19 protein-coding genes are annotated in these 26,905 nt (G+C 39.5%); 4 read left to right on the top strand and 15 right to left on the bottom strand.

The genetic code is table 11. The features are described from left to right. Nucleotides 1-76: 76 nt before the first annotated feature. From ACQ2HF_RS06095 to ruvB, 4 genes are all read right to left on the bottom strand, one after another. A complete protein-coding gene (locus tag ACQ2HF_RS06095; protein ID WP_432412639.1) occupies nt 77-2,374 on the bottom strand; it encodes an NADP-dependent malic enzyme in 2,298 nt (765 codons plus the stop codon). Nucleotides 2,375-2,648: 274 nt separating this feature from the next. Further along, nucleotides 2,649-3,569 carry a tRNA epoxyqueuosine(34) reductase QueG gene (gene queG / locus ACQ2HF_RS06090; RefSeq protein WP_432412638.1) on the bottom strand — a complete coding sequence of 307 codons (921 nt, stop codon included), beginning with the start codon at nt 3,567-3,569 and terminating at the stop codon, nt 2,649-2,651. Nucleotides 3,570-3,581: 12 nt separating this feature from the next. After that, the gene (locus ACQ2HF_RS06085; protein WP_432412637.1) at nt 3,582-4,919 is read right to left on the bottom strand and encodes a cytochrome P450; all 1,338 of its coding nucleotides are present in this window, start codon (nt 4,917-4,919) and stop codon (nt 3,582-3,584) included. 174 nt (nt 4,920-5,093) lie between these two features. Further along, the gene (ruvB, locus tag ACQ2HF_RS06080; RefSeq protein ID WP_432412636.1) at nt 5,094-6,116 is read right to left on the bottom strand and encodes a Holliday junction branch migration DNA helicase RuvB; all 1,023 of its coding nucleotides are present in this window, start codon (nt 6,114-6,116) and stop codon (nt 5,094-5,096) included. Nucleotides 6,117-6,319: 203 nt separating this feature from the next. On the opposite strand from ruvB, the gene ACQ2HF_RS06075 reads away from it, so the two are divergent. Then, complete coding sequence (locus ACQ2HF_RS06075; protein ID WP_432412635.1) at nt 6,320-6,832, top strand: peroxiredoxin-like family protein; 513 nt, start codon at nt 6,320-6,322, stop codon at nt 6,830-6,832. Nucleotides 6,833-7,070: 238 nt separating this feature from the next. Here the strand turns inward: ACQ2HF_RS06075 and ACQ2HF_RS06070 are convergent, their stop codons facing one another. From ACQ2HF_RS06070 to ACQ2HF_RS06035, 8 genes are all read right to left on the bottom strand, one after another. Further along, complete coding sequence (locus ACQ2HF_RS06070; RefSeq protein WP_432412634.1) at nt 7,071-8,897, bottom strand: cytochrome c oxidase subunit I; 1,827 nt, start codon at nt 8,895-8,897, stop codon at nt 7,071-7,073. Between the two features lie 22 nt (nt 8,898-8,919). Beyond that, on the bottom strand, nt 8,920-9,981 hold the full coding sequence (locus ACQ2HF_RS06065) for a cytochrome c oxidase subunit II (protein WP_432412633.1): 1,062 nt from the start codon (nt 9,979-9,981) through the stop codon (nt 8,920-8,922). A 25-nt stretch (nt 9,982-10,006) separates the two neighbouring features. Next, complete coding sequence (locus ACQ2HF_RS06060; RefSeq protein ID WP_432412632.1) at nt 10,007-11,389, bottom strand: quinol:cytochrome C oxidoreductase; 1,383 nt, start codon at nt 11,387-11,389, stop codon at nt 10,007-10,009. 24 nt (nt 11,390-11,413) lie between these two features. Further along, nucleotides 11,414-12,088, bottom strand: coding sequence for a c-type cytochrome (locus ACQ2HF_RS06055; RefSeq protein WP_432412631.1), 675 nt, complete (start codon nt 12,086-12,088; stop codon nt 11,414-11,416). Nucleotide 12,089: 1 nt separating this feature from the next. Beyond that, the gene (locus tag ACQ2HF_RS06050) at nt 12,090-12,626 is read right to left on the bottom strand and encodes a DUF3341 domain-containing protein (RefSeq protein WP_432412630.1); all 537 of its coding nucleotides are present in this window, start codon (nt 12,624-12,626) and stop codon (nt 12,090-12,092) included. A 2-nt stretch (nt 12,627-12,628) separates the two neighbouring features. After that, nucleotides 12,629-14,407: an NrfD/PsrC family molybdoenzyme membrane anchor subunit gene (gene nrfD / locus ACQ2HF_RS06045; RefSeq protein ID WP_432412629.1), complete on the bottom strand. Its 1,779-nt coding sequence runs from the start codon at nt 14,405-14,407 to the stop codon at nt 12,629-12,631. A gap of 26 nt (nt 14,408-14,433) precedes the next feature. Then, nucleotides 14,434-17,502: a TAT-variant-translocated molybdopterin oxidoreductase gene (locus tag ACQ2HF_RS06040; protein ID WP_432412628.1), complete on the bottom strand. Its 3,069-nt coding sequence runs from the start codon at nt 17,500-17,502 to the stop codon at nt 14,434-14,436. Between the two features lie 161 nt (nt 17,503-17,663). Continuing rightward, nucleotides 17,664-19,040: a cytochrome c3 family protein gene (locus ACQ2HF_RS06035; protein ID WP_432412627.1), complete on the bottom strand. Its 1,377-nt coding sequence runs from the start codon at nt 19,038-19,040 to the stop codon at nt 17,664-17,666. A 224-nt stretch (nt 19,041-19,264) separates the two neighbouring features. Between ACQ2HF_RS06035 and ACQ2HF_RS06030 the strand changes: the two genes are divergently transcribed. Continuing rightward, on the top strand, nt 19,265-19,651 hold the full coding sequence (locus ACQ2HF_RS06030; protein ID WP_432412626.1) for an SPOR domain-containing protein: 387 nt from the start codon (nt 19,265-19,267) through the stop codon (nt 19,649-19,651). A gap of 111 nt (nt 19,652-19,762) precedes the next feature. Here ACQ2HF_RS06030 and ACQ2HF_RS06025 read toward each other — a convergent pair whose 3' ends face one another. The 3 genes from ACQ2HF_RS06025 to ACQ2HF_RS06015 form a co-directional block, all read right to left on the bottom strand. Beyond that, the gene (locus tag ACQ2HF_RS06025) at nt 19,763-20,800 is read right to left on the bottom strand and encodes an NADP(H)-dependent aldo-keto reductase (RefSeq protein WP_432412625.1); all 1,038 of its coding nucleotides are present in this window, start codon (nt 20,798-20,800) and stop codon (nt 19,763-19,765) included. Nucleotides 20,801-21,004: 204 nt separating this feature from the next. Further along, complete coding sequence (locus ACQ2HF_RS06020; RefSeq protein WP_432412624.1) at nt 21,005-21,958, bottom strand: OmpA family protein; 954 nt, start codon at nt 21,956-21,958, stop codon at nt 21,005-21,007. An 82-nt stretch (nt 21,959-22,040) separates the two neighbouring features. Beyond that, nucleotides 22,041-22,805, bottom strand: a complete 765-nt coding sequence (locus ACQ2HF_RS06015) for an exodeoxyribonuclease III (protein ID WP_432412623.1) — start codon at nt 22,803-22,805, stop codon at nt 22,041-22,043. Between the two features lie 192 nt (nt 22,806-22,997). Between ACQ2HF_RS06015 and ACQ2HF_RS06010 the strand changes: the two genes are divergently transcribed. Beyond that, complete coding sequence (locus ACQ2HF_RS06010; RefSeq protein WP_432412622.1) at nt 22,998-26,420, top strand: hypothetical protein; 3,423 nt, start codon at nt 22,998-23,000, stop codon at nt 26,418-26,420. Nucleotides 26,421-26,542: 122 nt separating this feature from the next. After that, nucleotides 26,543-26,899 (top strand): hypothetical protein, encoded by a 357-nt coding sequence (locus tag ACQ2HF_RS06005; RefSeq protein WP_432412621.1) that lies wholly within the window; start codon nt 26,543-26,545, stop codon nt 26,897-26,899. Nucleotides 26,900-26,905: the final 6 nt, after the last annotated feature.

Here is a 26,905-nt window from a genome sequence, read left to right as displayed (position 1 = left end):
AACGTAAGGTTAAAACGCCAAATATAACATAATTATTTGCATTGGCACAGCCCATATTTACTAAAATAAACGGCACTTAATCTGAAGTTTCTAACTCTTTAACCCGCTTCTCTTTTTGTTGTGCATCTACCACCGCTACGGCTGCCATGTTTACAATTTCCTCTACACTGGCTCCTAGTTGAAGGATATGCACTGGTTTTTTCATCCCAAGCATAATAGGACCTATGGATTCTACATTGTTTAATTCTTTAAGCAGCTTGTAGTTACTGTTTGCTGAATCTAAATTTGGAAATATTAATGCATTTACCTTTTTACCTGCCAATTTTGAAAACGGAAACTTCTTCTGAAGCATTTCTGAATTTAAGGCAAAGTCTGTCTGTAACTCACCATCTACCAACATATCTGGATTACTACGGTGCAAATATGCTACCGCTTCCCTTACTTTGGTCGCGTGCGGATCTTTGGAGGAGCCAAAGTTTGCATAACTAATCATCGCAATTACAGGCGTAAGACCAAACATTTTCATAGTGTGATTGGTCATTTGCGCAATCTTGGCAAGCTCCTTGGCAGTAGGATCTATATTGATAGAGGTATCTGAAATAAACATAGGTCCACGCTTGGTCAACATTAAGTTGGTTGTGGCCACTTTATCCACGCCTTCAAACCTTCCCACAGTTTCCAGTACTGGACGCACAACCGAAGGATAGGCTCTTGAATAACCCGAGATCATACAATCTACATCTCCTTCGTTCAACATCATTGCTGCGTAGTAATTTCGGGAACGCATAAGACCCTGGGCATCATAAAGAGTTATGCCACTTCGACGACGGTTACTCCAATGCTTTTCAGCATATCTATTTCGGGTTTCTTCTTGTTCGTCACTCTTAGGGTCTATAATTTCAACTTCGGCTTCATATTCTAGTTGCTCCATGAGCTCCAGAATAATTTCCTTTCTCCCTAAGAGCACAGGAATTCCAATGCCTTCATCGTGCACAATCTGCGCAGCTTTTAACACGTCTAGTTGATCTGCTTCAGCAAAAACAATACGTTTGGGAGCCATTTTAGCCCGGTTTAACAACAAACGAATGATCTTATTGTCGCTTCCCATGCGTTCATACAATTCGTCTTGGTATTTTTCCCAATCTGTAATTGGCTCCGTAGCCACACCACTTTCCATAGCCGCTTTGGCTACTGCAGGTGGCACCATGGCAATCAGTCTGGGATCAAATGGCTTCGGGATAATGTAGTCGCGCCCAAAGTTGAGTTTCGTCTCTCCATAAGCAATATTCACTTGCTCTGGCACTGGTTCTTTAGCAAGCTCTGCCAGCGCTTTCACCGCAGCCATTTTCATGGGTTCATTAATTTTTGTCGCTCTTACGTCTAACGCACCCCTAAAAATAAAGGGAAAACCAAGTACATTATTCACCTGATTGGGATGGTCACTGCGGCCTGTTGCCATAATTAGATCCTCTCTGGTAGCAATAGCAACGTCGTACTCAATTTCCGGATCTGGATTTGCCATAGCAAATACAATTGGATTGCTCGCCATGCTTTTTAGCATCTCTGGAGTAACAATATTGGCAATAGAAAGACCTACAAAAACATCGGCATTTTCCATGGCTTCCTCCAAGGTGTCAATTTTACGGTGTGTGGCAAATTCGCTTTTTTCTTCGGAAAGGGAGTCGCGGTCATCACGAATTACTCCTTTACTATCCACCATTACAATATTCTTTCTGTCTGCGCCAAACGCTATGTACAATCTGGTACACGAAACAGCCGCTGCACCTGCACCACTTATCACTATCCGTACTTCTGAAATATTTTTTCCTGTTAATTCCAACGCATTCAACAATGCGGCTGCCGAAATAATGGCAGTACCGTGCTGGTCGTCATGCATTACAGGAATATCCAGCTCTGCTTTCAGTCTTCGTTCTATTTCAAAAGCTTCGGGAGCTTTAATATCTTCCAAGTTAATTCCGCCGAATGTTGGCGCTATATTTTTTACGGTTTCAACAAAAGCATCAATATCTTCCGTATTTACTTCAATATCAAATACATCAATATCTGCAAAAATCTTAAACAGCAGACCCTTTCCTTCCATTACGGGCTTAGACGCTTCGGGACCAATATTTCCTAGGCCTAACACTGCTGTTCCATTAGAGATCACGGCAACTAAGTTTCCTTTGTTGGTATATTTGTAGACGTTATTTACTTCTTTAGCAATTTCTAAACAAGGCTCTGCCACCCCTGGCGAATAGGCTAATGAAAGGTCTCTTTGGGTAGCATATTTTTTTGTAGGCACCACTTGTATTTTCCCAGGACGGGGTTTTGCGTGGTACAAAAGGGCTTCTCGACGTCTACTTTGTTTGCTCATAAATATATATTTACTGTAAAACAAAGGTACGGGAGTAACGGTAAAGAGTGAATTTTTTAAACGGTTTTTTGAGAAGTCCCCCATCCGAATTTCGGGAAAAGTAATTTGGAATTTAATTTTAAAGATTTAACCGAAATCCACCTTCCCCCGACACGCGGATTCTAAGCATTAGTTTTATTAAAAGTTGTTAGCCGCTGGGGGAAGGAGTTAAAATAATTTTGTTTTCACATTTGTTCCTAACCCTATCCGGCTGAGAATGGAAGCGTATTTTTTACTATTTCAGAAAATCAATATTTCGTTTTAAGCCTTCATATTTGGTGCGTTTTACGGCGCTTTTTTTGAAAATTTCGTTGAAGACTTCTTTGGTGATTTCCTCCCACTCTTTTTTGCTTTTGGAAAGCAATTCAGGATGTGGATTGAACAACGGCTCCCTATGTGATTTGCTAAAACGATTCCAGGGACACACATCCTGACATACATCACAACCAAACATCCAGTCGTCCATATGCTTGCTGAAACTACTAGGAATTTGATTTTTTAACTCTATGGTTGCGTAACTAATACACTTGCTGCCGTCCACCACATACGGTTGCACAATGGCTTGCGTTGGGCAGGCGTCTATACAGGCGGTACAACTGCCGCAATGGTCGGTTACTGGTGAATCGTAGTCTAAATCCAGATCAACAATTAGCTCTGCAATAAAATAAAACGAGCCTACTTTTTGCGTAAGCAGATTGCTGTGTTTCCCAATCCATCCCAGTCCGCTTTTGGCGGCCCACGCTTTATCCAACACAGGAGCTGAATCTACAAAGGCGCGGCCGTGTACATCGCCAATTTCGGTTTGGATGTAGTGTAATAGGTGTTTCAGCTTGTCTTTTATGACGAAATGATAATCTGTTCCATAGGCGTATTTGGAGATTTTATAGGAATCTTCAGATTGTGTTTCAGCTGGAAAGTAATTCAGCAATAAAGAGATGACACTTTTGGAGCCTTCCACCAGTTTTGTAGGATCTAGTCGCTTGTCGAAATGATTTTCCATATAACTCATTTCACCGTGCATATTCTGGTTGAGCCATTTTTCCAGTCGCGGCGCTTCTTCTTCCAAAAATTGCGCTTTGCTTACCCCACAAGAGAGAAAGCCTAGACGCTGAGCTTCGGATTTGATTAAAGTAGTATTGTATGATTTATTACCCACTTTATATTGTTATCATCGCTTTTCAAACCGTAAGATAGCATTTTTAGGCTTTAAGGTAATCAAGGGATTAATTTCTATCGCATCATTTTTCTTCGCTATGCCGAAGGTTTTACAAAGCGTTGAAACAGCAAGCACCATTTCGTACATCGCAAAATTATTTCCTATACACATACGCGGTCCTGCACCAAAAGGATAATAAAATGAAGCATAATCGCTATAATTTTTATTAGCGAAACGGTTGGGATTAAATTGTAATGGATGCTCCCAATGTGTTTCACTTTTATGAATTTCATGTACCGCAAAAAGTAAACTAGTTCCTTTTTCAAATCTCATTCCGCTGAACTCATCTGCTTCTATGTTCACACGGTCAATAAAATAGGCTGGCGGATAGAGACGCAACGACTCTTCAATCACGCGGGTAGTAATAGGCACCTTGCGCAGCAATTCCATTAAATCATTAGTTTCAGCTTCCGCCTTTTGAGTTTCATTAAAAATCTGCTCTTGGTATTCGGGATGTTTGGCGAGTAATTGCGTGGTAAACGTAAGCGAATTGCTAGTTGTTTCGTGCCCTGCGGTGAAGAGAATTAAAATTTCGTCTATCAATTGTTCTTCGTCCATGGCATTGCCATCTTCGTATCGAGCATCTAGCAACATGTCCAACAAGTCGTCTTCACGAACGCCGCTCTTTTTTCTATCCGCTACCAATTGTTTGAGGATGGATCGGGCTTCATGGGTTAGATTGATGTGTTTTTGAAGCACCCCACTTAGGATAAACCACCAATGCAAATACGGTTGCCGAAGCTCACGTACCAGCATTTTTTGGGCTTCTTCGGTAATGTGCTGTAATCGTTTAATTTGTGCTTCGGAAACGCCACCACTAAATAATGATTTGGCGACCACCTGAAAAGCCAAATCACTAAACACTGAAGAGATTTCAAAAGGCTTCCCTGTTTCAATTTTCTGAAGTTCAGCTGCAATAGTTTTATGCATGGTGCCTAACAGATTTGCCAGTTGCTTTTTATGAAATGCGGGCTGGATGAGTTTGCGTTGTTGTTTCCAAAGTGTGCCTTCTGAAGTGAGCAATCCCTTCCCAACATATTTGGCTAAATCTTCGGTCTGTATTTTTGACTTGGTATAATTGCGTTGGTTCTTCTGAAGGACATATTGCAAGAAAGCAGCATCCCGAGAAAAGACTACCGAATTTTTAAACCCAATTTTTAATCTGAAGGTATCGCCCAAGCGTTCAAAATTATTATGATGAAATGGCAAAGGGTTCTTTAAAATTTCTAAGGAGTGTTTTAGAAATTTAGTGAGGGGAACGGTTGGGATTTGGTTTTGTTTGGATTTCATAAATAACTAAAGCGAACTTTCATTAAAATAGAAAATTGGAACTGTATTTTTTTTTCGTCGTTCCATTAGGCTTCGACAACTGCGTTGGGTATCCTCAAAATTATTCATCATAATTTTTCACATAGTGCTCAGCCTGACATTTGGCTTTAAATTTTGACCCTTTAGTATTTCTTTTTAAAACAATCCGCCCTGCGTAGGACCTTTTACTTTCCCCAAATGTTTGTAGGCAGCTTCGGTTACTTCGCGACCTCTTGGAGTACGCATAATAAAGCCTTGCTGGATTAAAAAAGGTTCGTACACTTCTTCAATAGTTTCGGCACTTTCAGAAACTGCGGTCGCTAGCGTGGTAATCCCCACAGGACCTCCTTTAAATTTATCAATAATAGTGGTAAGGATTTTATTATCCATTTCATCCAGGCCGTGCGCATCTACGTGTAGTTGTTCTAGTGCGTATTTGGCAATCTTAATATCTATATTTCCATCCCCTTTAATTTGCGCAAAATCACGAACTCTGCGCAACAACGCATTCGCAATTCTAGGTGTACCTCTGCTTCTACCCGCTATCTCAATGGCTGCTTCCATAGTGATGGGCATATGTAAAATGGTGGCGCTACGTTGTACAATATTTGTAAGTAATTCCGTCGTATAATATTGAAGTCGAGAAGCGATTCCAAAACGCGCTCGCATAGGTGCCGTAAGCAATCCTGATCGTGTAGTAGCACCAATAAGTGTAAAGGGTGATAAATTAATTTGAACGGTTCTGGCATTGGGCCCAGACTCAATCATAATATCGATCTTATAATCTTCCATGGCAGAATAAAGATATTCCTCTACGATGGGACTTAGGCGATGGATTTCGTCTATAAAAAGCACATCACGTTCATCTAGGTTGGTCAATAAACCTGCAAGATCTCCTGGCTTGTCCAAAACAGGACCAGAAGTTACCCTAATATTTACGTTCAACTCCTTGGCGAGTATATGTGCCAAAGTTGTTTTTCCAAGCCCCGGAGGGCCGTGAAACAAAGTATGGTCTAACGCCTCTTCACGGAGGTTTGCGGCTTGTACAAAAACTTTTAAATTTTCTAACGCCTGATCCTGTCCTGTAAAGTCGTCAAAGGAAAGCGGACGCAACTTTTTTTCTAAGTCTAGGTCTTGCGGAGAGAAGTTTTCGCCTGTGGCATCCAAGTTTTCGTTCATAGTACAAAGATAAGTATTAAAGTTTCTATCGTGCATTAAAGTTGTTACGCGCCTCATGAAATTTATTTTAGAAAAAATTGATTTCAATGTATTTAGAATATGAAAAAACATTTAAAACTCTTTAACAAGAGATTACCAATCCATTGGCAGTATACCAGTACCAATACTTTTATATTTATTTTAAAATAAAAAACATAAAAATTATGATTACACCAACACATAAAGTACCCAACCTTACGTTAGACCTTGTTAACGGTACCCAATGGGAATTACAAAAACAAAGTCCTGAAAAATATACATTACTTGTTTTTTACAGAGGGTATCACTGCCCAAAATGCAAAGAACAATTGGAGGAATTAAAAGACAAACTCGATGCGTTTACCGAGCGTGGCATTAATGTAATTGGTATAAGTATGGATTCTGAAAAACGTGCCAAGAAAACAGAAGACGAATGGGATATTGAAGCGATTCCTATTGCCTATGGTTTATCTGAAAAAGAAGCCAGAGCGTGGGGATTATATATTTCTACCAGTATTTCGGACAGTGAGCCAGAAATATTTTCAGAACCTGGATTATTTTTGGTAAAACCAGATACCACCTTGTATCTCTCTTCTATACAAACCATGCCTTTTGCGCGTCCACATTTTAAAGACTTGCTGAATGCTATTGATTTTATAGAAAAGAAAGGCTATCCTGCACGAGGAGTCAAACAATAATTTTCTAAAAACAAAAAAAGAGCCGAATGCATTGCATTTCGGCTCTATTAGCCATCGACTCCCCAGTCGATTGGCTATACTAGTTTATGAACTACTAAATTACATGAGCTACAAGAATAGCACAATACGTAGTATTACGTATATTTCATTCAATACAAAGCCCCTTCAATTAAATTGAAGGGGCTTTTATGTAATTTATTACAGAATCTTCGCTTAGAGATCCGCATTCTCAAGATGATTAATGATTCATCTCTTCTTCGTTTTCTTGAAGTGGAATATGCTGTGGTACGTAATCCTGTCCTGGGATTACATAATCTGTTTCATCATCGTTTAACTTACTATAGTCATAAGACCAACGGTGTACTTCAGGTATGGGTCCATCCCAGTTTCCGTGAATGTGCTTAACTTCTGCAGTCCATTCTAGCGTAGTAGATTTCCAAGGATTTTTAGGTCCTATCTTTCCGTGGAACATAGAGTGGATAAAGTTGTATAAGAATACTAATTGTGCCGCAGCTGTGATAATAGCAAAAATGGTGATGACCACGTTTATATCGGTTAAATCGTCAAAGTACGGAAACGCTGTATTGGTATAGTAACGTCTTGGTAATCCAGCCATCCCAATAAAGTGCATTGGGAAAAATACCCCATAAGCACCTATAACGGTTACCCAAAAGTGAACATATCCTAAGTTCTTATTGAGCAGGCGTCCTTGGAACATTTTTGGGAACCAGTGATACACTCCGGCAAATAGACCATACAATGCAGAAATACCCATAACTAAGTGGAAGTGAGCTACTACGAAGTACGTATCGTGTACATTAATATCTAAGGCACTATCTCCCAAAATAATTCCTGTTAATCCACCCGTAATAAAGGTAGAAACAAAACCAATGGAAAAGAGCATTCCTGTGTTCATCTGTAAATTACCACGCCAAAGCGTTGTAATCCAGTTAAATGATTTTACTGCTGAAGGAATTGCAATTAATAAGGTGGTAAAAGTAAATACAGATCCTAGGAATGGATTCATTCCCGAGATAAACATATGGTGACCCCAAACAATGGTAGATAAAAATGCAATTGCTAAAATAGAAGCAACCATCGCTCGATACCCAAAAATAGGTTTTCGTGCATTTGTAGCCATAATTTCAGAAACCATACCCATGGCTGGTAAGATTACAATATATACTTCTGGGTGGCCTAAGAACCAAAATAAGTGTTCAAACAATACTGGAGAACCTCCTTGGTTGTGTAGTACCTCACCGGCTATATAAATATCTGACAAGAAGAAGGACGTACCAAAACTTCTATCCATAATCAACATTAATGCTGCTGAAAATAATACTGGAAATGAAACCACACCAATAATAGCTGTTACAAAAAACGCCCAAATAGTTAATGGAAGTCTAGTCATAGACATCCCCTTGGTACGTAGGTTTAAGACAGTAACAATATAGTTAAGTGATCCTAATAAAGAGGATGCAATAAAGATTGCCATAGATACCAACCAAAGCGTCATCCCTGCTCCAGATCCTGGAATTGCCTGTGGCAAAGCACTTAATGGCGGATAAATAGTCCATCCCGCAGATGCTGGTCCAGCCTCTACAAACAGCGACATTACCATAATAATACTAGAGAGAAAAAACAACCAGTAGGATATCATGTTCAGAAATCCTGAGGCCATATCTCGGGCACCAATTTGCAATGGAATTAATAAGTTACTAAAGGTACCACTTAGACCTGCTGTTAATACAAAGAATACCATGATCGTACCGTGAATAGTCACTAATGCCAAATAAACATTAGGATCCATAACGCCACCTTCACCCCATTTTCCTAATAAAACTTCGTAGATGGTAAATTCTACATCTGGCCAGGCTAATTGTAGTCTGAACAATATAGACATGGCAATACCTATGATACCCATAAACAAACCTGTAATAAGGTATTGCTTAGAAATCATTTTGTGGTCTTGACTAAAAATATATTTAGTCACAAATGTTTCTTTATGATGATGCCCGTGATCGTCGTGATGATCTTCTACGTGGTCAATTGCGTGTGCTGACATATCTTTTAAGCTATTTTTTTTATTATTTTTTTAAGGCTTCGGCTAGGGTAGGTTGTTCCTTTATCCAAGCTTCGTATTCTTCGGGAGTATCTACAACAATCTTCATTTGCATGTTATAGTGGCTGGCTCCACAAATCTTGTTACATAGTAACATATAATCAAACTCATAAGGCTCTAATGCCTCATCACCTTTTGCTACTAATGCCTTGCTATTTTCTTTTCGAATGTTATTAATCTTTCTAACTTTCGCCACCATTTCATCATTCAATCGCATGTCTTCTGTAGTGATGCTTGGTGTAAATGAGAATTGTGTAATCATTCCAGGCACACAGTTCATTTGTGCTCTAAAATGTGGCATATATGCCGAATGCAATACGTCCTGTGAACGCATTTTGAAGATTATTTTTCTCCCTACTGGTAAGTGTAATTCGTTTACAACAATATCATCTTGTGCGTTTGGATCTGAAGCATCTACTCCCAATTGGTTTACACCTTCAATTAATCGAACATTGGCCTCACCTAGCGTATTATCTTCACCGCTGTAGCGAGCTCTCCAATCAAACTGATACGCATACAACTCAATAATCATAGGATCATCTTCATCGTTTACATTCATAATGTCTGTCCAAGTAAACAATCCGTAGATAATTAATCCTGCTAGAACAATGACAGGAATAATAGTCCAGATGAATTCCAGTTTATCGTTATCTGCGAAAAAAGTAGCACGTTGTCCTTCTTTTCCGCGATACTTAAGAGAAAAAGATCCTAACAACCAAAGGGTGAAAAATCCTACTACAAATATCAAGGACATAGAGATAAACATGAGACTGTCTATTTCTGATCCGTGTTCTGAAGCGGCTTCTGGAAGTAATACGTCCCACCATTTCCAAAAACAAACTACTAATAATACGTATGTAAATATAGTAAAGCCCATCATGAGCCAACCGTTTACGTTATTGTCTTTATCATTAGCTATTTCGGAACTGAGGGTTGACTTGTTTTGAGACAACTGAAATATCTTGCTCATTTGCCAAATAGCAACTGCAAAAAGTATGATTACTAATACAACTAAAAATGCGGTCATCGGTATCTGTCTTCTTTAATTCTTATTAATAGTGAAAGTGTTTACTTTCTTTGATGAATGGGTTACGCTTGGCTAATAATGGTGCTTTTGTAAGTGCTGTAAACACAACCAAAACAAAAAGACCAAAGAAGAAAAGCATCGCTCCAATTTCTGGCAAACCAATAAACCAAGACTTTCCTACGGTCGCTGGCATTACCATATTGAATACATCCACGTAGTGTCCTAAAAGGATTACAATTCCTGTTAAAATTACAAACCAATTTACACGTTTGTAATCGCTATTCATTAATAATAGCACTGGAAAGAGGAAATTCATCGCTACCATTCCAAAGAAAGGCAAATTGTAATCTTCAATTCTTGTAACAAAATACGTTACCTCTTCAGGAATGTTTGCATACCAAATTAACATAAACTGAGAGAACCAAAGGTACGTCCAGAAAATACTGAAACCGAACATATACTTGGCTAAATCATGAATGTGACTATCGTTTACATATTCTAAATATCCCTGGCTTTTCAGTACAATAGTAACCATTGCGATTACTGTAATTGCACAAACCATCATTCCTGCAAATACATACCAACCAAATAACGTTGAGAACCAGTGTGGATCAAAACTCATAATCCAGTCCCAAGACATCATAGACTCGGTGTAGATAAAGAATACTAAGAATCCTGCGGCCAATTTAAAGTTCTTTTTGAACCAACGGTTATCTTCTGCATCGTCTTGATTCAACGTCCATTTTCTTGAGAAATAACGGTATAAGTTGAAACCTAATAGGTAAATACAAGCTCGTATAATAAACCACGTTGGGTTTAACCAACTACTTTTTCCTGCGATTAGTTTATCATACTTAGGACTATCCGGATTAATTAAATCCCCATCCATCCAGTGAAAAATATGATTTACGTGAAATACTGAGAGCAATAATAAAATAATAATGATTACGGAAGCCCAAGGTAAATACGCTGTAATACCTTCCATTACTCGGAATAACACTGGAGACCAACCGGCTTGTGCAGCGTGCTGAATAGCATAAAAAGCTAATGTTCCCAATGCAATCATAAAGAAAAAGAACGAAGCAATATACAATGCAGACCACGGTCTGTTTTGCAATTGGTGCAACACGTGCGTTAAGTGTTTTTCTTCACTGTTTTCTACAGTTTCACCATGATCGCCCTTCTGATCTTCTTTCATAGTGTCATGGGAAGCTGATTCACCGTTATGATCGCCTTCGGCAGTATCATGAGCAGCGGTTTCCCCGTGATCATCACCGTGAGCTGCCATCATTTCTTTTACTTCGGCAGTTGTACTTGGAGCTGTTAGGAAACCTGCAAGCATTCCAAGGGCACCAACCACCATAAAAATGATCGCAAATAACTTTAATTTACTGGGTAGCGTGTACATATCTTTAACTATCTCTTTAAATTCTTAGTTAGTTTCTTCTAAAGTCTCAGTCTGTATTGGACTGTTATCTTCAGTTATATTTTCGTTCAACACTTCAACCATATTGGTTAAAGAATCCTGGCTCTTAGGCACCAATAAAGGCTCTCCTTTAAGCTGTGCTTTTAAATTCATTACGTGTTGGGTAATTTGCCAGCGCTCCAACTCATTGGTTTGCGATGCATAAGACCCCATTGAGTTCAACCCGTACATTTGTACGTGGTAGACACCACCTTCGGTAATTACTCTACCTTCGGCTGCGTAACTAGGTATCCCTAAAAACTTTTCACGTTGTGCTAAGATTCCTTGTCCGTCCCCTGAATCTCCGTGACACACCGCACAGTAAATCGTATACAATTGTGCGCCAGCGGCTAAATTCTTATCCGTTACTTCTAAAGGGTTCTTTAATTCAACTTTTGCCAATTCGAGACCTTCAGTGGTATTTTCATAATCGTACGGAGACCATCCACGTGGAATAGAACCTTCGGCGGGTAGCATTGCTTCTTGCTGACCTTCAAAAATTTCATATTCACCATAGGTTTCGTACCCAACAGGCGAATACATGTTTGGCATGTATTGATAGTTTGGACTGTTTTCATTTGCGCAAGAGAATACCATAAGGCAAACTGCTGTAACAAATGCTATTTTGATTATCTTTTTCATATTAGTGGTCATCGTCATTTTCAATTAAACTAATTTCCAATGCTCCTGTATCGTATAAAAACTTACTTAATTTCTCTACATCGTGGTGTCCTGCATCTATGGCCATTAAAAAATGGTCATCTGTTGTTCTAAGATCTGGATTCTCCGCTTTCTTAAAAGGCCATAATTTACTTCTCATATAAAAAGTAAGTACCATTAAGTGAGCCGCAAAGAATACCGTTAATTCGAACATAATAGGTACAAACGCCGGCATATTCTGAATATAGGTAAAACTTGGCTTTCCTCCAATGTCTTGAGGCCAGTCGTCAATCATAATGAAATTCATCATTACCGTTGCTACTGCAAGTCCCACCAAACCATATAAAAAAGAGCAAATTGCTATTCTTGTCGGCGCCAGTCCCATCACTTTGTCAAGACCGTGAACCGGGAACGGTGTATACACCTCTTCAATATGGTAGTTTTCTGAACGTACTTGCTTGACAGCTTGCATTAAGATGTCGTCGTCTGTATAAATTGCGTGAATGTGTTTAGCTGCCATACTTACGCTTTGTTTTTTAGTTTAGCGGCTTGTCCTGCCCAGTCGTCGCGTTTTGCTCGTCCTGGAAACTCACCAATAATTTCATCTAACAGGTCATAATCTGCATCGGTCATATTACTTACTTGGTCAAAAGTGTAAATACCCAATTGATGTAACTTCTGTTCCATTACCGGTCCTACACCGCTTATTTTCTTAAGATTGTCTGCTTTTTGTGTTGCTGGGTCATAATTACCCAATCTTTCCAGCATGGCATCTAATTGATCTTTTTGATATTCTGAAGTCACCAATGCATCTGCATTTATCATAGGGTTATGATCTTCATTTGTAGTATCGTCTATATGTGTAGCATTAGACGCAGGCTCACGTACAATGGGCGAATAATGCTTCACATCATCTCCGTGCTCTGCTCTCATTTTTTTGTATTTGCTACCTGAACCTTTCAAGATAGATTTAATTTCAGCTTGTGCAATTACCGGGAAGGTTCTTGCATACAATAAGAAAAGTACAAAGAAGAAACCAATAGTTCCTATAAAGATACCAATATCTACGAAGGTTGGCGAGAACATTGTCCACGACGATGGCAAGTAATCACGGTGTAATGAGGTAACGATAATAACAAAACGCTCAAACCACATTCCTATGTTTACAACAATCGAAATAAAGAAAGAGAACATAATACTACGTCTCAATTTAGGGAACCACATAAACTGTGGTGAGAATACGTTACACGACATCATGGCCCAATATGCCCACCAATACGGTCCGGTAGCACGGTTTAAGAATGCGTATTGTTCATATTCCACTCCAGAATACCAAGCAATAAAAAGCTCGGTGATGTAGGCGACCCCAACAATAGACCCCGTTAACATGATAACAATGTTCATGAGTTCTATATGCTGAATAGTAATATAATCTTCTAACTTAGACACCTTTCTCATAATAATAAGAAGTGTGTTTACCATAGCAAATCCAGAGAAAATCGCTCCTGCAACAAAGTACGGAGGGAAAATAGTGGTGTGCCATCCTGGTATTACCGACGTAGCAAAGTCAAAAGATACAATGGTGTGTACCGAAAGTACCAAAGGAGTTGCCAAACCTGCCAATACCAAAGAAACTTCTTCAAAACGTTGCCAATCTTTTGCACGACCAGACCATCCAAAGGACAGTATACTGTATACACGTCTTGTAAATGGTGTTACCGCTCTATCACGAATCATCGCGAAATCTGGAAGTAATCCTGTCCACCAGAATACTAAGGATACCGAAAGGTACGTAGAGATCGCAAACACATCCCACAGTAGTGGTGAGTTAAAGTTTACCCATAAACTACCAAACTGGTTTGGAATAGGCAATACCCAGTACGCCAACCAAGGACGTCCCATGTGAATAATTGGGAACAAACCTGCCTGTATTACCGAGAAGATGGTCATCGCCTCTGCAGAACGGTTAATTGCCATTCTCCATTTTTGACGGAATAATAAAAGTACCGCAGAAATCAATGTTCCTGCGTGACCAATACCTACCCACCATACAAAGTTGGTAATATCCCAAGCCCAGTTTACGGTTCGGTTTAGTCCCCAAACTCCAATTCCTGTTGAAACGGTGTATATAATACAACCCACTCCCCACAAGAATGCGATTAAGGCAATGGTGAATACTATCCACCAGGATTTATTGGCTTTACCTTCCACAGGAGCAGCCACATCCACAGTAACATCGTGGTAGCTTTTATCTCCTATAACTAAGGGTCTTCTAATAGGTGCTTCGTAATGCGACGCCATATCTATATAATCTATTTCTTAGTTAGTTATGCTTCGTTTGTATTACGCACTTTGGTATGATAGAATACGTTAGGTTTTGTTCCAACGGCTTCCAACAAGTGGTACATACGTTTATTCTCTTTTAATTCGTGAATTTCGCTATCTTCAACATTAATGTCACCAAAAGCAATCGCTCCAGTTTCACAAGCTGCAGAACAAGCTGTTTTAAATTCACCTTCTTTAACTTTTCTTCCGTCGCGCTTGGCATCAAGAATAGTTTTCTGTGTCATTTGAATACACATAGAACATTTTTCCATCACACCTCGGCTTCTCACTACCACGTCTGGGTTTAATACCATACGACCTAAATCATTGTTCATGTGGTAATCAAACTCATCATTTTCGGCATATAAAAACCAGTTAAAACGACGCACTTTATATGGACAGTTGTTTGCACAGTATCGTGTACCCACACAACGGTTATACGCCATATGGTTTTGTCCTTGGCGACCGTGACTTGTAGCAGCTACCGGACAAACCGTCTCACAAGGAGCGTGGTTACAGTGCTGGCACATTACCGGCTGGAATGCTACCTGCGGATTTGCAGATGGGTGTTCCATTTCGCCATATTCTGAAAGGGAACTTCCCAATCCTGAAATACTTTCTTTTTTCTCTAAATCTGCTTCAAAAGAACCCTCAGAAGAATAGTATCGGTCAATACGCAACCAGTGCATATCTCTACTCTTACGCATTTCGGCCTTCCCTACTACAGGAACATTGTTCTCTGCGTGACAGGCAACCACACACGCACCACAACCAGTACAGGCATTTAAGTCTATAGATAAATTGAAGTGATGTCCAATAGAACGATCGAAGCTAGTCCAAAGATCGGCATCTTCAGATCGTACAGAAATTTCTTCGTGATCTTTAGACACTTCCGGAACGGGGTTCCATTCGTGAACATCTTTTGTGTTGAAAATCTCAAGGGTCGTTTCTTTAATAATATCACGCCCCATCATGGTATTGTGCAACTGTACACAGGCAAATTCGTGAACACCCGAAACTTTTTCAAGGGTTACATCTGTTTGTACCGCACTAAAGTTGGTGTATAACTGGTATGCATTTACACCTGTTTGCATTTCTTCCTGAAGACCTACTGTTTGCCCGTATCCTAACGCAAGACCTATTGATCCTTTTGCTTGTCCTGGCTGAATTAACACAGGAACATTCTCTACAGTAACACCGTTCATTTTTACATTCACGTAGCTACCGTTCAATCCGCCATTGGCAACATTGAAGTTTTCTAAGCCCATTGCAGCAGCATCTACCGCCGAAACAGTTACATAGTTATCCCAAGACGTTCTAGTAATAGGATCTGGCAATTCCTGTAACCAAGGGTTACTGGCCTGATTTCCATTTCCTAATCCAGTCTTCGTATATAAGGTAAGCTCCATTCCTCCGCTTTGCGTTGCATTTGATAATGCTCCGTTAGAGGTTGAACTTTCTAATTCTAAATTATTGCTATTCGTAGTATCTGCATCTGTAGTTACTTCAGCAGTACTTTCAACGATCCCGTCATGTACAGCTTGGTTCCAAGAACTAGTTCCCAGTACCGAAGCTTCCATAAACTCTTTAAGATAGTCGTAGTATTTTTTATCGCCATTCCCTGTCCAACGTATCAAACATTGTTGAAATTGCCTTGTATTAAACAAAGGTCTAATAGTAGGTTGCATAATACTGAAGGATCCTTTCTTCAATTGCACATCTCCCCAAGACTCTAAATAGTGTGGCGTAGCAGCAACCAATTGCGCTGCCGAAGCTGTGGCATCTGGCTTCATTGAAAATGCCATAGACATTTCAAGATTCTTATACGCTTCAGCAAATGCTGCATTCGGGAAGGAGTATACCGGATCTACACCAACAGTGATCAATCCTTTTACACTTCCTGAAACAACACCGTTCATCACTTTCGTAACTTCCTGAGTGTTCCCCATAGCCGTCATTCTAGGCTTTGCAGTATCCATTACCTGGCCACCAGCATTATAATCTAACACCATTGATTGCGCTTGCACATCTGGTAAATTAGTAATAATAACTCCGTTACCTCCTGCTTTTTGCAAGTGTGACTTTGCTTTTGCAACCGCTGCAGCTACGTTTTCTGGCAATCCAGAAGCGCTACCCCCGGTTAAAGCTTTTAAAACTTGTAGTTGCTGGGTTGGTGTTACTGGAACACGAACATCTGCATTGGCACCCGCTAAGCTCATATTGGCTTCAAACTGGTAGTGCTTGCTCATTTTTCCGTTCTTCGGAATACGACCTTTTGCATACCCTGCTTCATAGCCGCCTCCTTGCCAGTCGCCAATAAAATCGGCACCAACTGAAACTAGTACTTCCGCCTTACTAAAATCATAATCAGGCAAAGCTCTCGTTCCGTATTTATTCTGAAAAGCATCTAACGCCTCCGAAGAAGAAACGGCATCGTAAATTACGTGACGTACATTCGTATATTTTGCAGTAAATTCTTTAATTAATTTTGAAGTAGATGGACTGGCAAATGTTTGCGTTAACAACACAACCTCTTTACCATTCATCTCATTCATTTTTTGTGCTACGGCAGCATCAAATTCATCCCAGGTAACATCTTTCCCACCAATCATTGGGTTTTGTACACGGTTCTTGTCATACATAGACAATACTGAAGCATGCACTCGTGCATTTACACTACCTCCACTTTTAGCAAGATCGTTTCTTTCAATTTTAATTGGGCGACCTTCACGTGTCTTTACCAGTACATTGGCAAAATCGAACCCATCTGCCATGGTGGTAGCGTAATAGTTAGCAACCCCAGGAACAATCTCGTCCGGAGCTATAACGTAAGGTATCGACTTAATTACAGGACCCTCACAGGAAGCCAAAGAAGCAGCCGCTGTAGAAAATCCTACATATTTTAAGAAATCGCGACGTGTTGTTGATGAAGCTTCAAGAGTTTCCTTGTCTCCCAAAAAATCGTCTGTAGGAATTGGTTCTACAAATTCGTTTTGCTTCAACGTTTCAACAATCGAACTAGAGGAGTCTAGCTCTTCAACACTTTTCCAGTATTTCTTGTTTGATGCCATATTATTCATTTACAATTTTAGAGGTGCGATTTTCGATTGCTTGATTTTTCATTCGTAAATCGTACATCGTATATCTAAAATTTTTGCACTAGTTATTCTATTATTTTATTCAATGTTGTGATATAGGTTTTCCGCTTTCGCAGAAATTACCAAAACTTCGTTTAGTAATGACACTTACCACATTCCAATCCACCCATTTGAGCAGCTGTTAACTGATCGACACCATACTTTTTCGAAAGCTGGTCGTGGATATCTTTATAATATTCGTTTCCTGCAACATTCACGTTGGTCTCACGGTGACAGTTAATACACCACCCCATGGTAAGAGGTGAGAACTGCTCCATAATTTCCATTTCTTCAACAGGTCCGTGACAGGTCTGACAATCAACTCCGGCAACGGTAACGTGTTGCGAGTGGTTGAAATATGCAAAATCTGGTAAGTTGTGAATACGAACCCACTTCACAGGCTCGGTTTCACCCGTATATGCCTGGGTAGTTTCATCCCAACCTACTGCTTTGTATAATTTTTTAATTTCTTTATTGTAGTCAACCCCGTACTCTTCCTGACCCATTGCGTAGGTATCTTCAGAAACTTCTGAAATATTTTTATGACAGTTCATACACACATTCAATGAAGGAATCCCAGAAGTTTTACTCTTTCTAGCTGAAGAGTGACAGTACTTACAGTCTATCTGGTTTTCACCTGCGTGAATTCTGTGCGAATAATGAATAGGTTGTACCGGAGCGTATCCTTGATCCACTCCTACCTGCATAAAGTATCCATACATAAAGTAAGCGGCAGATAGCAATAAGAATATAGAAGTAACCAGTACTAAAAATTGATTTTCAGCAAATACCCTCCATAATGGTGTGCGCTTTTCTTTCTCTTCATACACAACACCGTTGGCTGCCGCAATTTTCTTTAAGGTCTTGTTTACCAAAACCAGCATTACCACCAATAACAAGAACACTAAAGCCAGTGCCCCTAAAATGATATTGTTTGAAACACCAGCGCCACCTTCACCATTAACAGCAGGTCCTCCACCAGCTGCAACTGGTGCTTCAGCTTTTGGAGTATCGGTATAGGCTAAAATATTATCAATATCGGTTTCGCTCAATCCCGGGAAAGCCGTCATGGGCGATTTATTATTTTCTTCAAATACTTTAATTGCCTGCGCATCTCCAGAAGCAATTAGGGCAGCACTATTGTTAATCCACTTGTACAACCAAGCACGATCGTATTTTTTTGAAATTTCAAATAATAGGGGTCCTGTAGATTTTTTGTACAACTTATGACAAGCTGCACAATTTGCTTTAAACAATGCTTCTCCAGCTTCTGCATCTCCAACGCCATCTGCCGCAGGAGTTGCTGCGGTAGTTTGATCTGCTTCGTCTGCAGTATCGGCCGCTCCTTCTTGCACTGTGCCATCTTGCACCGCACCTTCTTGAGCAGATGTATTGTTTGAAAACGTTAGCAGGACTGCCAACAGTAAGAGAGATACTATTGAGGGTAGATTTATAAACTTCACCTTTTGCATACTAAGAGTTGATTATTGGCAATACTTTGGCACATAATTAGTTATTGTTACTACTGTTGCTAGCGTGTTATTAAGTGCCTTAAATAACTGTGCAAAAGTACGTGTTTATGTTTATTTTCTAAATCCAAATAAACTGTTAAGGCGTAATTTATACTAATTCTAAATAATAAAATTGAAGGCAAAATGGTTATTAGGTTTTACCTTTGTATTCACAAAACAGCACTATGAAAAAATCACATCTATTCAAAATATTCATATTCAGCATTTTACTTGCTTTTTCTTCTGAAATATCTTTTGCACAACAAGCTACTGTAACCGTGCACCAAGATAGTAAAATCCCTGAATTGTTACATTTGAAAAAAGAATTAGAAAAAGATAATAAACTGGGAGATGGATTCACCATACAATTGTATTATGGCGAGCTTACCAAAGCAAATTCTGTTCTAAGCAGGTATAGAGCGAGCTACACAGCTTGGCCCGCTTCACTCGAATATGAAACTCCAAATTATAAAATATGGGCTGGCGACTTTGCATCGCGTTTGGAAGCAGACAGAGCATTGCTAGAAATTAAAGAGAAATTTCCAGCAGCGTTTATACTCTCCACTAATTAGCTGTTAGCTGTTAGCTATTAGCTGTTAGCTGTTAGCTGTTAGCTGTTAGCTGTTAGCTGTTAGCTGAAAAATAAATTTCTGCAAACTGCCAGTGAGACTGCTTACTCAAAATCAAGGCGCAGGATTTGGCATACGCTCGTGAACGCTTTGAATCTCTTTTAAAATTTCTTCGGAAAGCGTCACGTCCACACTTCCTATATTTTCTGAAAGTTGCTCTAAACTAGTGGCTCCAATGATTGTTGAGGTAACAAACGGCTGCTGGTTTACAAACGCCAAGGCCATTTGAGTAAGACTTAATCCATGAGTTTGCGCAATTTCCTGATAGGCCGTAGTGGCTTTCATAGAACTTTCTGAACTATACCTAGAATAGTTAGGATACATTGTTATCCGGCCATTCGCAGGTTTTTGTCCCTTTAAATATTTTCCTGTTAACATTCCGAAAGCCAATGGGGAGTACACTAAATAGCCTATATTTTCCATTTGCAGCACTTCGGTTAACCCTACTTCGTCTCTACGTTGCAATAAACTGTACGCATTTTGTACCGAAACCATTTTCAGTTTTCCTTTTCGGTGTTCTTCCATGTAGCGCATCACGCCAAATGGTGTTTCGTTACTTAATCCTATATAACGCACTTTGCCTTCTTTTACAAAGGCTTCCAATCGCGCTAGTGTTTCGGAAATCGTATCATTCCAACGCTCATTTTCACTGTGACTATAGTCTCTTACACCAAAAATATTTACGGCACGTTCCGGCCAGTGCAATTGATATACATCTAAATAATCGGTCTGCAGACGCTTTAGACTTTTATGTAAAGCATCTTCCAAAGAGGGTACGCTAAAATCTAATTGTTCACGAATATGGTGAAGTCCGCGCGAAGGTCCCGTTATTTTGGATGTTACTATTACATCCTTTCGTTTTCCAGATTTCGCAAGCCACGAACCGATGTATTTTTCAGTAAGCCCTTGTGTGTTGGGATCTGCGGGAACGGCATACATCTCGGCAGTATCTATAAAATTTATTCCTTTTTCAATGGCAAAGTCCAATTGCTGGTGTGCATCTGTTTCGGTATTCTGATTTCCGAAGGTCATGGTGCCCAAGCAAATCTTGCTCACTTTTAGACTGGTATTTGGGAGGTTGGTGTATTTCATATTAGTTATTCCGATTGCTGACGCACTCTTTATTTTCTATTGTTTATTAAGTTTAACGCTGCTTCATTTAATCACTGGCTCTACATCCCTGTAAACCTCTCCGCCACGGCGGAAGACTTTAGCTTCATCCCTTTTAAGAGCCTGCAACGAATTTATTCCGGGGGAAGGCTGGGTTGGAATGCTTTTGACAGGTTTAAGAACCAATTACATATCGTTCAACAATTTATTGATTTCATCTAACTTTGGGGTTAAGATTACTTCAATTCTTCGGTTTTTGGCTTTTCCTTCGGTTGTGGTATTGGGTGCGATGGGTGCGTATTCACCTCTTCCTGCTGCCGTTAAATTATCTTTTGGGATGTTGTTGTTTTCGGTAAGGATATTCACAATAGCAGTAGCGCGCTTGGTAGAAAGATCCCAGTTATCTTTTATAGCACCGTTGCCACCATAGGGCACATTATCTGTATGCCCTTCAATAAGGACGGCTATCTCTGTATTTTTTGCCAGTACTTGCCCCAATTGCTCTACTGCTTGGCGACCACGACTATTCACTGCCCAGCTTCCACTATCAAACAGCAACTTATTTTCCATAGATACATATACTTTACCGTCCCGCTGCTCTACCGTAAGACCATTGCCTTCAAAATTGGTAAGTGCGGCAGAAATAGCATCTTTTAACGCACGCATTTTAGCATCTTTTGAAGCAATAATTCCTTCTAATTCCTCTACGCGTTTCGATCTGTCTTTTAATTTTTTCTCTAAAATTTTTAGTCGAGCTTCTTCTTCAGCTAATGCTTTTTCTTTGGCTTCTAATTGTTGTAACAGCTTTCGGTTTCGGGCTAGATTTTCGGTTAATGCTTCAGAACTGTTTGCTTCCAACGCATCATACGAAGCTTGTAAAGTCGCCATAGTCACTTTGGTAGCGGCAAGTTCCATTGCCAAACGTGTTTTTTCAGCAACACCATCGGCCAATTTCTTTTCAAGGTTGGCTACCGTATACACGTCGGTACTGGAATTGCTTGTACCATCCAATCTAGCCATAAGTGCTTCATTCTCGGAGCGCAGGGTTTCGTTATTATCTTTTAGTTCATCGTATACCTGTGAGGAGACACAACTGGATAGAACTGTTGCAAGGCATAATAGAATAAGTAGGTTTTTCATTTTTGGATACATATTTAAAACCAGGAAGGAAAATTTCCCTGGCTCCTTTAAAGGATTGAATTCAGTTTAACAATAATTTGTATTAAAATTGAAGCTCTACCAACAACGGACAATGATCGCTATGGTAAGCGTTGGGTAATATAACGGCTCTTGTAAGGTTTTCTTGTAAGGGTTGTGCCACCATATTATAATCTATCCGCCAGCCCTTGTTATTAGCGCGAGAATTGGCACGGTAACTCCACCAAGTATAATTATCTGGCTCCTTGTTGAAATGACGAAAACTATCTATAAACCCACTGTCTATAAAATTACCAATCCATTCTCGCTCCACGGGCAAGAATCCCGATACATTTTTATTGCGCACTGGGTCGTGTATGTCAATAGCCTTATGACAAATATTATAATCGCCACAAATAATTAAGTTAGGAATTTCCTTTTTTAATTGGTTTACATAGTGTTGAAAGAGACCCATAAACTCAAACTTATGTTCCAAACGAGCAATATTAGTTCCGCTTGGCAAATACAAACTCATAACTGAGACGTGATCATAATCTACCCGAATGTTACGGCCTTCAAAATCCATGCTTTCTATACCTGTTCCATATGCTACGTGGTTTGGCTCCGTTTTACAGAAAATAGCAACACCACTATACCCCTTCTTTTGTGCACTAAACCAATAATGAAACGGATACCCTGCTGCTTCAATTTCGGCTACAGCCACCTGGTCTCTATTCGCTTTTGTTTCTTGAATACAAATTACATCCGGATCTGCACTTTGCAGCCATTCCAGAAATCCTTTGCGCATGGCTGCGCGTATACCGTTTACGTTGTAAGAGATTATTTTCATGTTTTTATCTTCGGAAGTTTATAACTCAACTCATCGCAAAATGTTTCACAGGGCCACATAAGAGCACAGTGTTTCACGAAGAAATTGTGAACGCAATTTAAATACTATTGTATTTTTACACGACTACTTTGCTGAAAGGTTTTCAAAAAACAATCAACAAAATTGAAGTTTCAGCGTTACGTTTGTACACCTATGAAGTATTTGTTGTTTTTTCTGTGTATTTGTACCGTCACTATGGGTGTGGCGCAGGAAACAACTTCCAATTACCGCACTAAGAAAGTTGCAGTCCGAGACACTATTAAGGTAGATACCGTGAGTATTAATCCTCGTCTTTTTGAAATTTTTAATGCCGCTGGAAAAAAAATAGACACTTCAGCATATACCATAGACTTTAGAACAGGCACCTTGTTTTATACCGAAAAAGCTACTGCAAACGATTCTATCACGATAAATTACTTAAAATACCCACAATTCCTAACGCGCGATTATTACACCTTCGACCCCAAACTCATTATTGAAAATACGGGAGCTATAGATCGGCTTTATTCGCTAGAACAAGGAAACGATAGTAGAATCTTTAAACCCTTTGACGGACTTAACACGGTGGGAAGTATCTCTCGTGGTGTTACCATTGGAAACAATCAAAATGCTGTGGTGAGCAGCGAATTGGACCTGCAGATTACCGGCAAATTAAATGACAAAGTTTCTATTCGCGCCTCCATTCAAGATGCTAATATTCCAACGCAGCAAGGCGGTTATTCGCAAAGTCTGGACGAGTTTGATCAAATCTTTATAGAACTCTATAGCGATACTTGGAACATACGTGCTGGAGATGTAGATCTTGAAAACAACAACAGTTACTTTGGACGTTTTATAAAAAAAGTACAGGGAATTGCTTTGGGTGGCACTATTAATCACTCTGAAGATGCCAAAACAAATGCCTTTGCTGCTGGCGCATTAGTGAGAGGTGTTTTTCAGCGAAGCCAGTTTACAGGACAAGAAGGAAATCAGGGACCCTACAAATTGGTGGGACCCAATGGCGAATTGTTTATTTTAATTGTTTCGGGTAGTGAACGGGTGTACGTAAATGGACTTTTATTGGAACGAGGCGAAAATGCCGATTATGTGATAGATTATAATGCGGGTGAAATAAAATTTAATTCCACATATCCCATTACGTCCAACATGCGAATTTCGGTAGAATATCAATTTACAGATCGAAACTACACGCGTTTTATTGGCTATGGAGGTGGCAATTACACCAGCGAGAAGTTAGATTTGGGTGTATATGTATATTCTGAAAGCGATGCTAAAAACCAGCCGCTTCAGCAAAATTTATCTGAAGAGCAAGTTGCTATTCTACAAGCAGCGGGCGATGACATGGACCAAATGGTCGCACCTTCTGCCGTAGCCGATACCTTTTCTGAAAATAAAATTTTATACACAAAAGAAACAGCTCCCAACGGCGATGAAATTTTTGTTTTCTCTAACAATCCTGAAGACGATCTATTTAGCGTTCGGTTTTCATTGGTAGGAGATAATTTAGGTAATTATATCATTAGCGACCAAAATGCTATAAGTCGGATTTTTGAATATAGACCTCCTATAGACGGTGTGCTTCAAGGAAATTATGAGCCCATTATTCAATTAAATGCCCCTACTAAGTTACAAATAGGTGGTTTAAATGGAAGCTACCGTCCTACCGAAAAAACAACCCTTAATTTTGAAGTTGCGGGTAGCCAGAATGATCTTAACCTATTTTCAGACATAGAAGACAGCAATAACGATGGTTTTGCAGGAAGGTTGGACGCAAGACAAACTATTTTCACCTCTGCAGACACCCTAAAAGTAGATGCTATTGGTTCTTTAGATTTTATAAACAGAGATTTCAGAACCATAGAACGCTTATATAATATTGAATTTAGCCGTGACTGGAACTTGATAGATCCTGAAGGTGACCAACGATTTGTTATTGGAGGTTTTGAGTTAAATTCACCAACATTGGGAAGTGCCCAATATACCTTTCAGAATTTGGACTTTTCTGAAAACTTTTCAGGAACACGTCATGTGGTGAATGGAAATTTACGGTTTAAAAAATTACGAACCTATACCAATGGAAGTATTTTAGATAGCGAGAGCGATAGCTTGCAATCCAAATTTTATCGGTTTCACCATACTTCCGTATATGGGTTTAAAAAAGCCTGGGTTGGTGGCAAGATAAGTACGGAAGATAACCAGGTAACCGAAACTAGGAATGACAGTTTAAGTTTTGTAAGCCAGCGCTATTCGGAATATGAAGCTTTTATTGGGATTGGAGACAGCACACAAGTATATGCCGAAGTGGGGTATAGGAATAGGGTGACAGACAGTGTTCAGTTTAACCAATTAGTAAAAGTGAATACGGCAAACACTTATTTTCTTAAATCGAAATTACTGAATTCTGCCAATACCCAACTTTCCGTCTTTGCCAATTACCGTGAGCTGAAACCTTTCAACAATCCTACTACGGAAGCAACCGAAAAGTCCTTAAACTCCAGAATTCTCTACACCCAGAATATTTTAAAGAATGGCATACGTTTTAATACGGTTTTGGAAGCGAACAACGGAGTGCTGCCGCAACAGGAGTTTACATATACCCAAGTAGATCCTGGACAGGGAATTTTTACCTGGATAGATTATAATAACAACGGCATACAGGAACTGGATGAGTTTGAGGTAGCGCAGTTTCAGGATCAGGCGGACTATGTGCGTATTTTATTGCCTAATCAGGTTTTTATAAAAATTAGAGAAAATAAGTTCAGCCAGATTATTACGCTGGATCCACAGGCCTGGGCAAACAAGGAGGGGTTTTTAAAAGTGCTTTCTAAATTTTACAACCAAACATCGTATGTGTTAAACCGTAAAGTTCGCAGACGTAACGATGGCTTTAACCTCAACCCATTTCTGGATGGAAATGAAGACCAGTTGGGCTTAAATTCGAACTTTAGAAACGCGCTTTTCTTTAATCGTGGCAAGCAGAATTACACTACGGGGTACACCTATGTAACGACTTCTTCAGACAACTTGCTGTCCGTTGGATTACAGTCTAACAAGCTAGAGAACCATCAACTAAACTTTAACCACAAGTTTTGGGAGTCCTGGTTATTGACTATGCGCGGGGCTTTGGGCACTAATGAAAGTACTTCGGAGAGTTTTCCCGGACGTAATTTTTTCCTGGATAATTACGAGGTAAACCCAAAGGTTTCTTATTTATTGAACCGTTCTACCAGGTTTGATGTTTTTTATCAGTTTATGAATGAAGAAAACAGCCTAGGTGCCATGGAGCAATTGAATCAGCAAAAAATAGGGACTTCTTTTAGCTATACAAATGCTCAGAAAATTTCCTTAAACGGGGAGTTTACGTATATAAATAATGACTTTACAGGCAGTGCTTTTTCTCCTGTTGCCTACCAAATGTTAGAAGGATTGCAGCCAGGAACCAATTTCACCTGGAGTCTTTTATTACAAAAACGAATTACTAAGTATTTGGACGCGAATCTCTCTTATTTCGGAAGAAAAAGTAAGGATACCAAAACAGTACATACTGGAAGTGTGCAATTAAGAGCTTATTTTTAGGTATAAAATGTCAGGCTCTTAGTAGGATTATTAAAGATATGTTTCAAAATAAAAAAAAAGAAATCTCTAGCATACGGCACATATTTTGTATTTTAACACCACAAAAACTTAAAAAATAACTAATGAAAATTTTAAAAACATTTGTAGTCTTGCTTGTTTTAGTGGTAACATTTTCCTGTACTTCTGGTAAAACATCCAAAAATGATACTGAATCTGAAACCATTATGGCAGATACTAAAAAAATGATGGCCAATGGCTTTACGATGGGAACTATTGTAGCCTCCACAGCGGAAGGAGATTGCCCGTATGTAATTTCTTCTGAAATAGATGGAGATAAAGTTATGTACGACCCAATCGACATGGGAGATAACTTCAAGAAAGATGGAATGAAAGTATGGTATAAATATAGACCACTTCGCATGGCCAACAGATGTGTAAAGGCAAACCCTGTTAGTATAGAAGAAATACAAAGTATGTAAAAGAAG

This window comes from Rasiella sp. SM2506 (genome assembly GCF_050859505.1).
GTDB lineage: Bacteria > Bacteroidota > Bacteroidia > Flavobacteriales > Flavobacteriaceae > Marinirhabdus.
The sequence above is the reverse complement of the archived record's forward strand: the minus strand, read 5'-3'. Positions and strand labels throughout refer to the sequence as shown.

Excerpts from the sequence above, each read along its gene's own strand:
- ACQ2HF_RS06095 (WP_432412639.1), bottom strand. The coding sequence starts at position 2,374 with ATGAGCAAACAAAGTAGACGTCGAGAAGCCCTTTTGTACCACGCAAAA.
- ACQ2HF_RS06085 (WP_432412637.1), bottom strand. The coding sequence starts at position 4,919 with ATGAAATCCAAACAAAACCAAATCCCAACCGTTCCCCTCACTAAATTT.
- ruvB (WP_432412636.1), bottom strand. The coding sequence starts at position 6,116 with ATGAACGAAAACTTGGATGCCACAGGCGAAAACTTCTCTCCGCAAGAC.
- ACQ2HF_RS06075 (WP_432412635.1), top strand. The coding sequence starts at position 6,320 with ATGATTACACCAACACATAAAGTACCCAACCTTACGTTAGACCTTGTT.
- ACQ2HF_RS06070 (WP_432412634.1), bottom strand. The coding sequence starts at position 8,897 with ATGTCAGCACACGCAATTGACCACGTAGAAGATCATCACGACGATCAC.
- ACQ2HF_RS06065 (WP_432412633.1), bottom strand. The coding sequence starts at position 9,981 with ATGACCGCATTTTTAGTTGTATTAGTAATCATACTTTTTGCAGTTGCT.
- ACQ2HF_RS06060 (WP_432412632.1), bottom strand. The coding sequence starts at position 11,389 with ATGTACACGCTACCCAGTAAATTAAAGTTATTTGCGATCATTTTTATG.
- ACQ2HF_RS06055 (WP_432412631.1), bottom strand. The coding sequence starts at position 12,088 with ATGAAAAAGATAATCAAAATAGCATTTGTTACAGCAGTTTGCCTTATG.
- ACQ2HF_RS06050 (WP_432412630.1), bottom strand. The coding sequence starts at position 12,626 with ATGGCAGCTAAACACATTCACGCAATTTATACAGACGACGACATCTTA.
- nrfD (WP_432412629.1), bottom strand. The coding sequence starts at position 14,407 with ATGGCGTCGCATTACGAAGCACCTATTAGAAGACCCTTAGTTATAGGA.
- ACQ2HF_RS06040 (WP_432412628.1), bottom strand. The coding sequence starts at position 17,502 with ATGGCATCAAACAAGAAATACTGGAAAAGTGTTGAAGAGCTAGACTCC.
- ACQ2HF_RS06035 (WP_432412627.1), bottom strand. The coding sequence starts at position 19,040 with ATGCAAAAGGTGAAGTTTATAAATCTACCCTCAATAGTATCTCTCTTA.
- ACQ2HF_RS06030 (WP_432412626.1), top strand. The coding sequence starts at position 19,265 with ATGAAAAAATCACATCTATTCAAAATATTCATATTCAGCATTTTACTT.
- ACQ2HF_RS06025 (WP_432412625.1), bottom strand. The coding sequence starts at position 20,800 with ATGAAATACACCAACCTCCCAAATACCAGTCTAAAAGTGAGCAAGATT.
- ACQ2HF_RS06020 (WP_432412624.1), bottom strand. The coding sequence starts at position 21,958 with ATGAAAAACCTACTTATTCTATTATGCCTTGCAACAGTTCTATCCAGT.
- ACQ2HF_RS06015 (WP_432412623.1), bottom strand. The coding sequence starts at position 22,805 with ATGAAAATAATCTCTTACAACGTAAACGGTATACGCGCAGCCATGCGC.
- ACQ2HF_RS06010 (WP_432412622.1), top strand. The coding sequence starts at position 22,998 with ATGAAGTATTTGTTGTTTTTTCTGTGTATTTGTACCGTCACTATGGGT.
- ACQ2HF_RS06005 (WP_432412621.1), top strand. The coding sequence starts at position 26,543 with ATGAAAATTTTAAAAACATTTGTAGTCTTGCTTGTTTTAGTGGTAACA.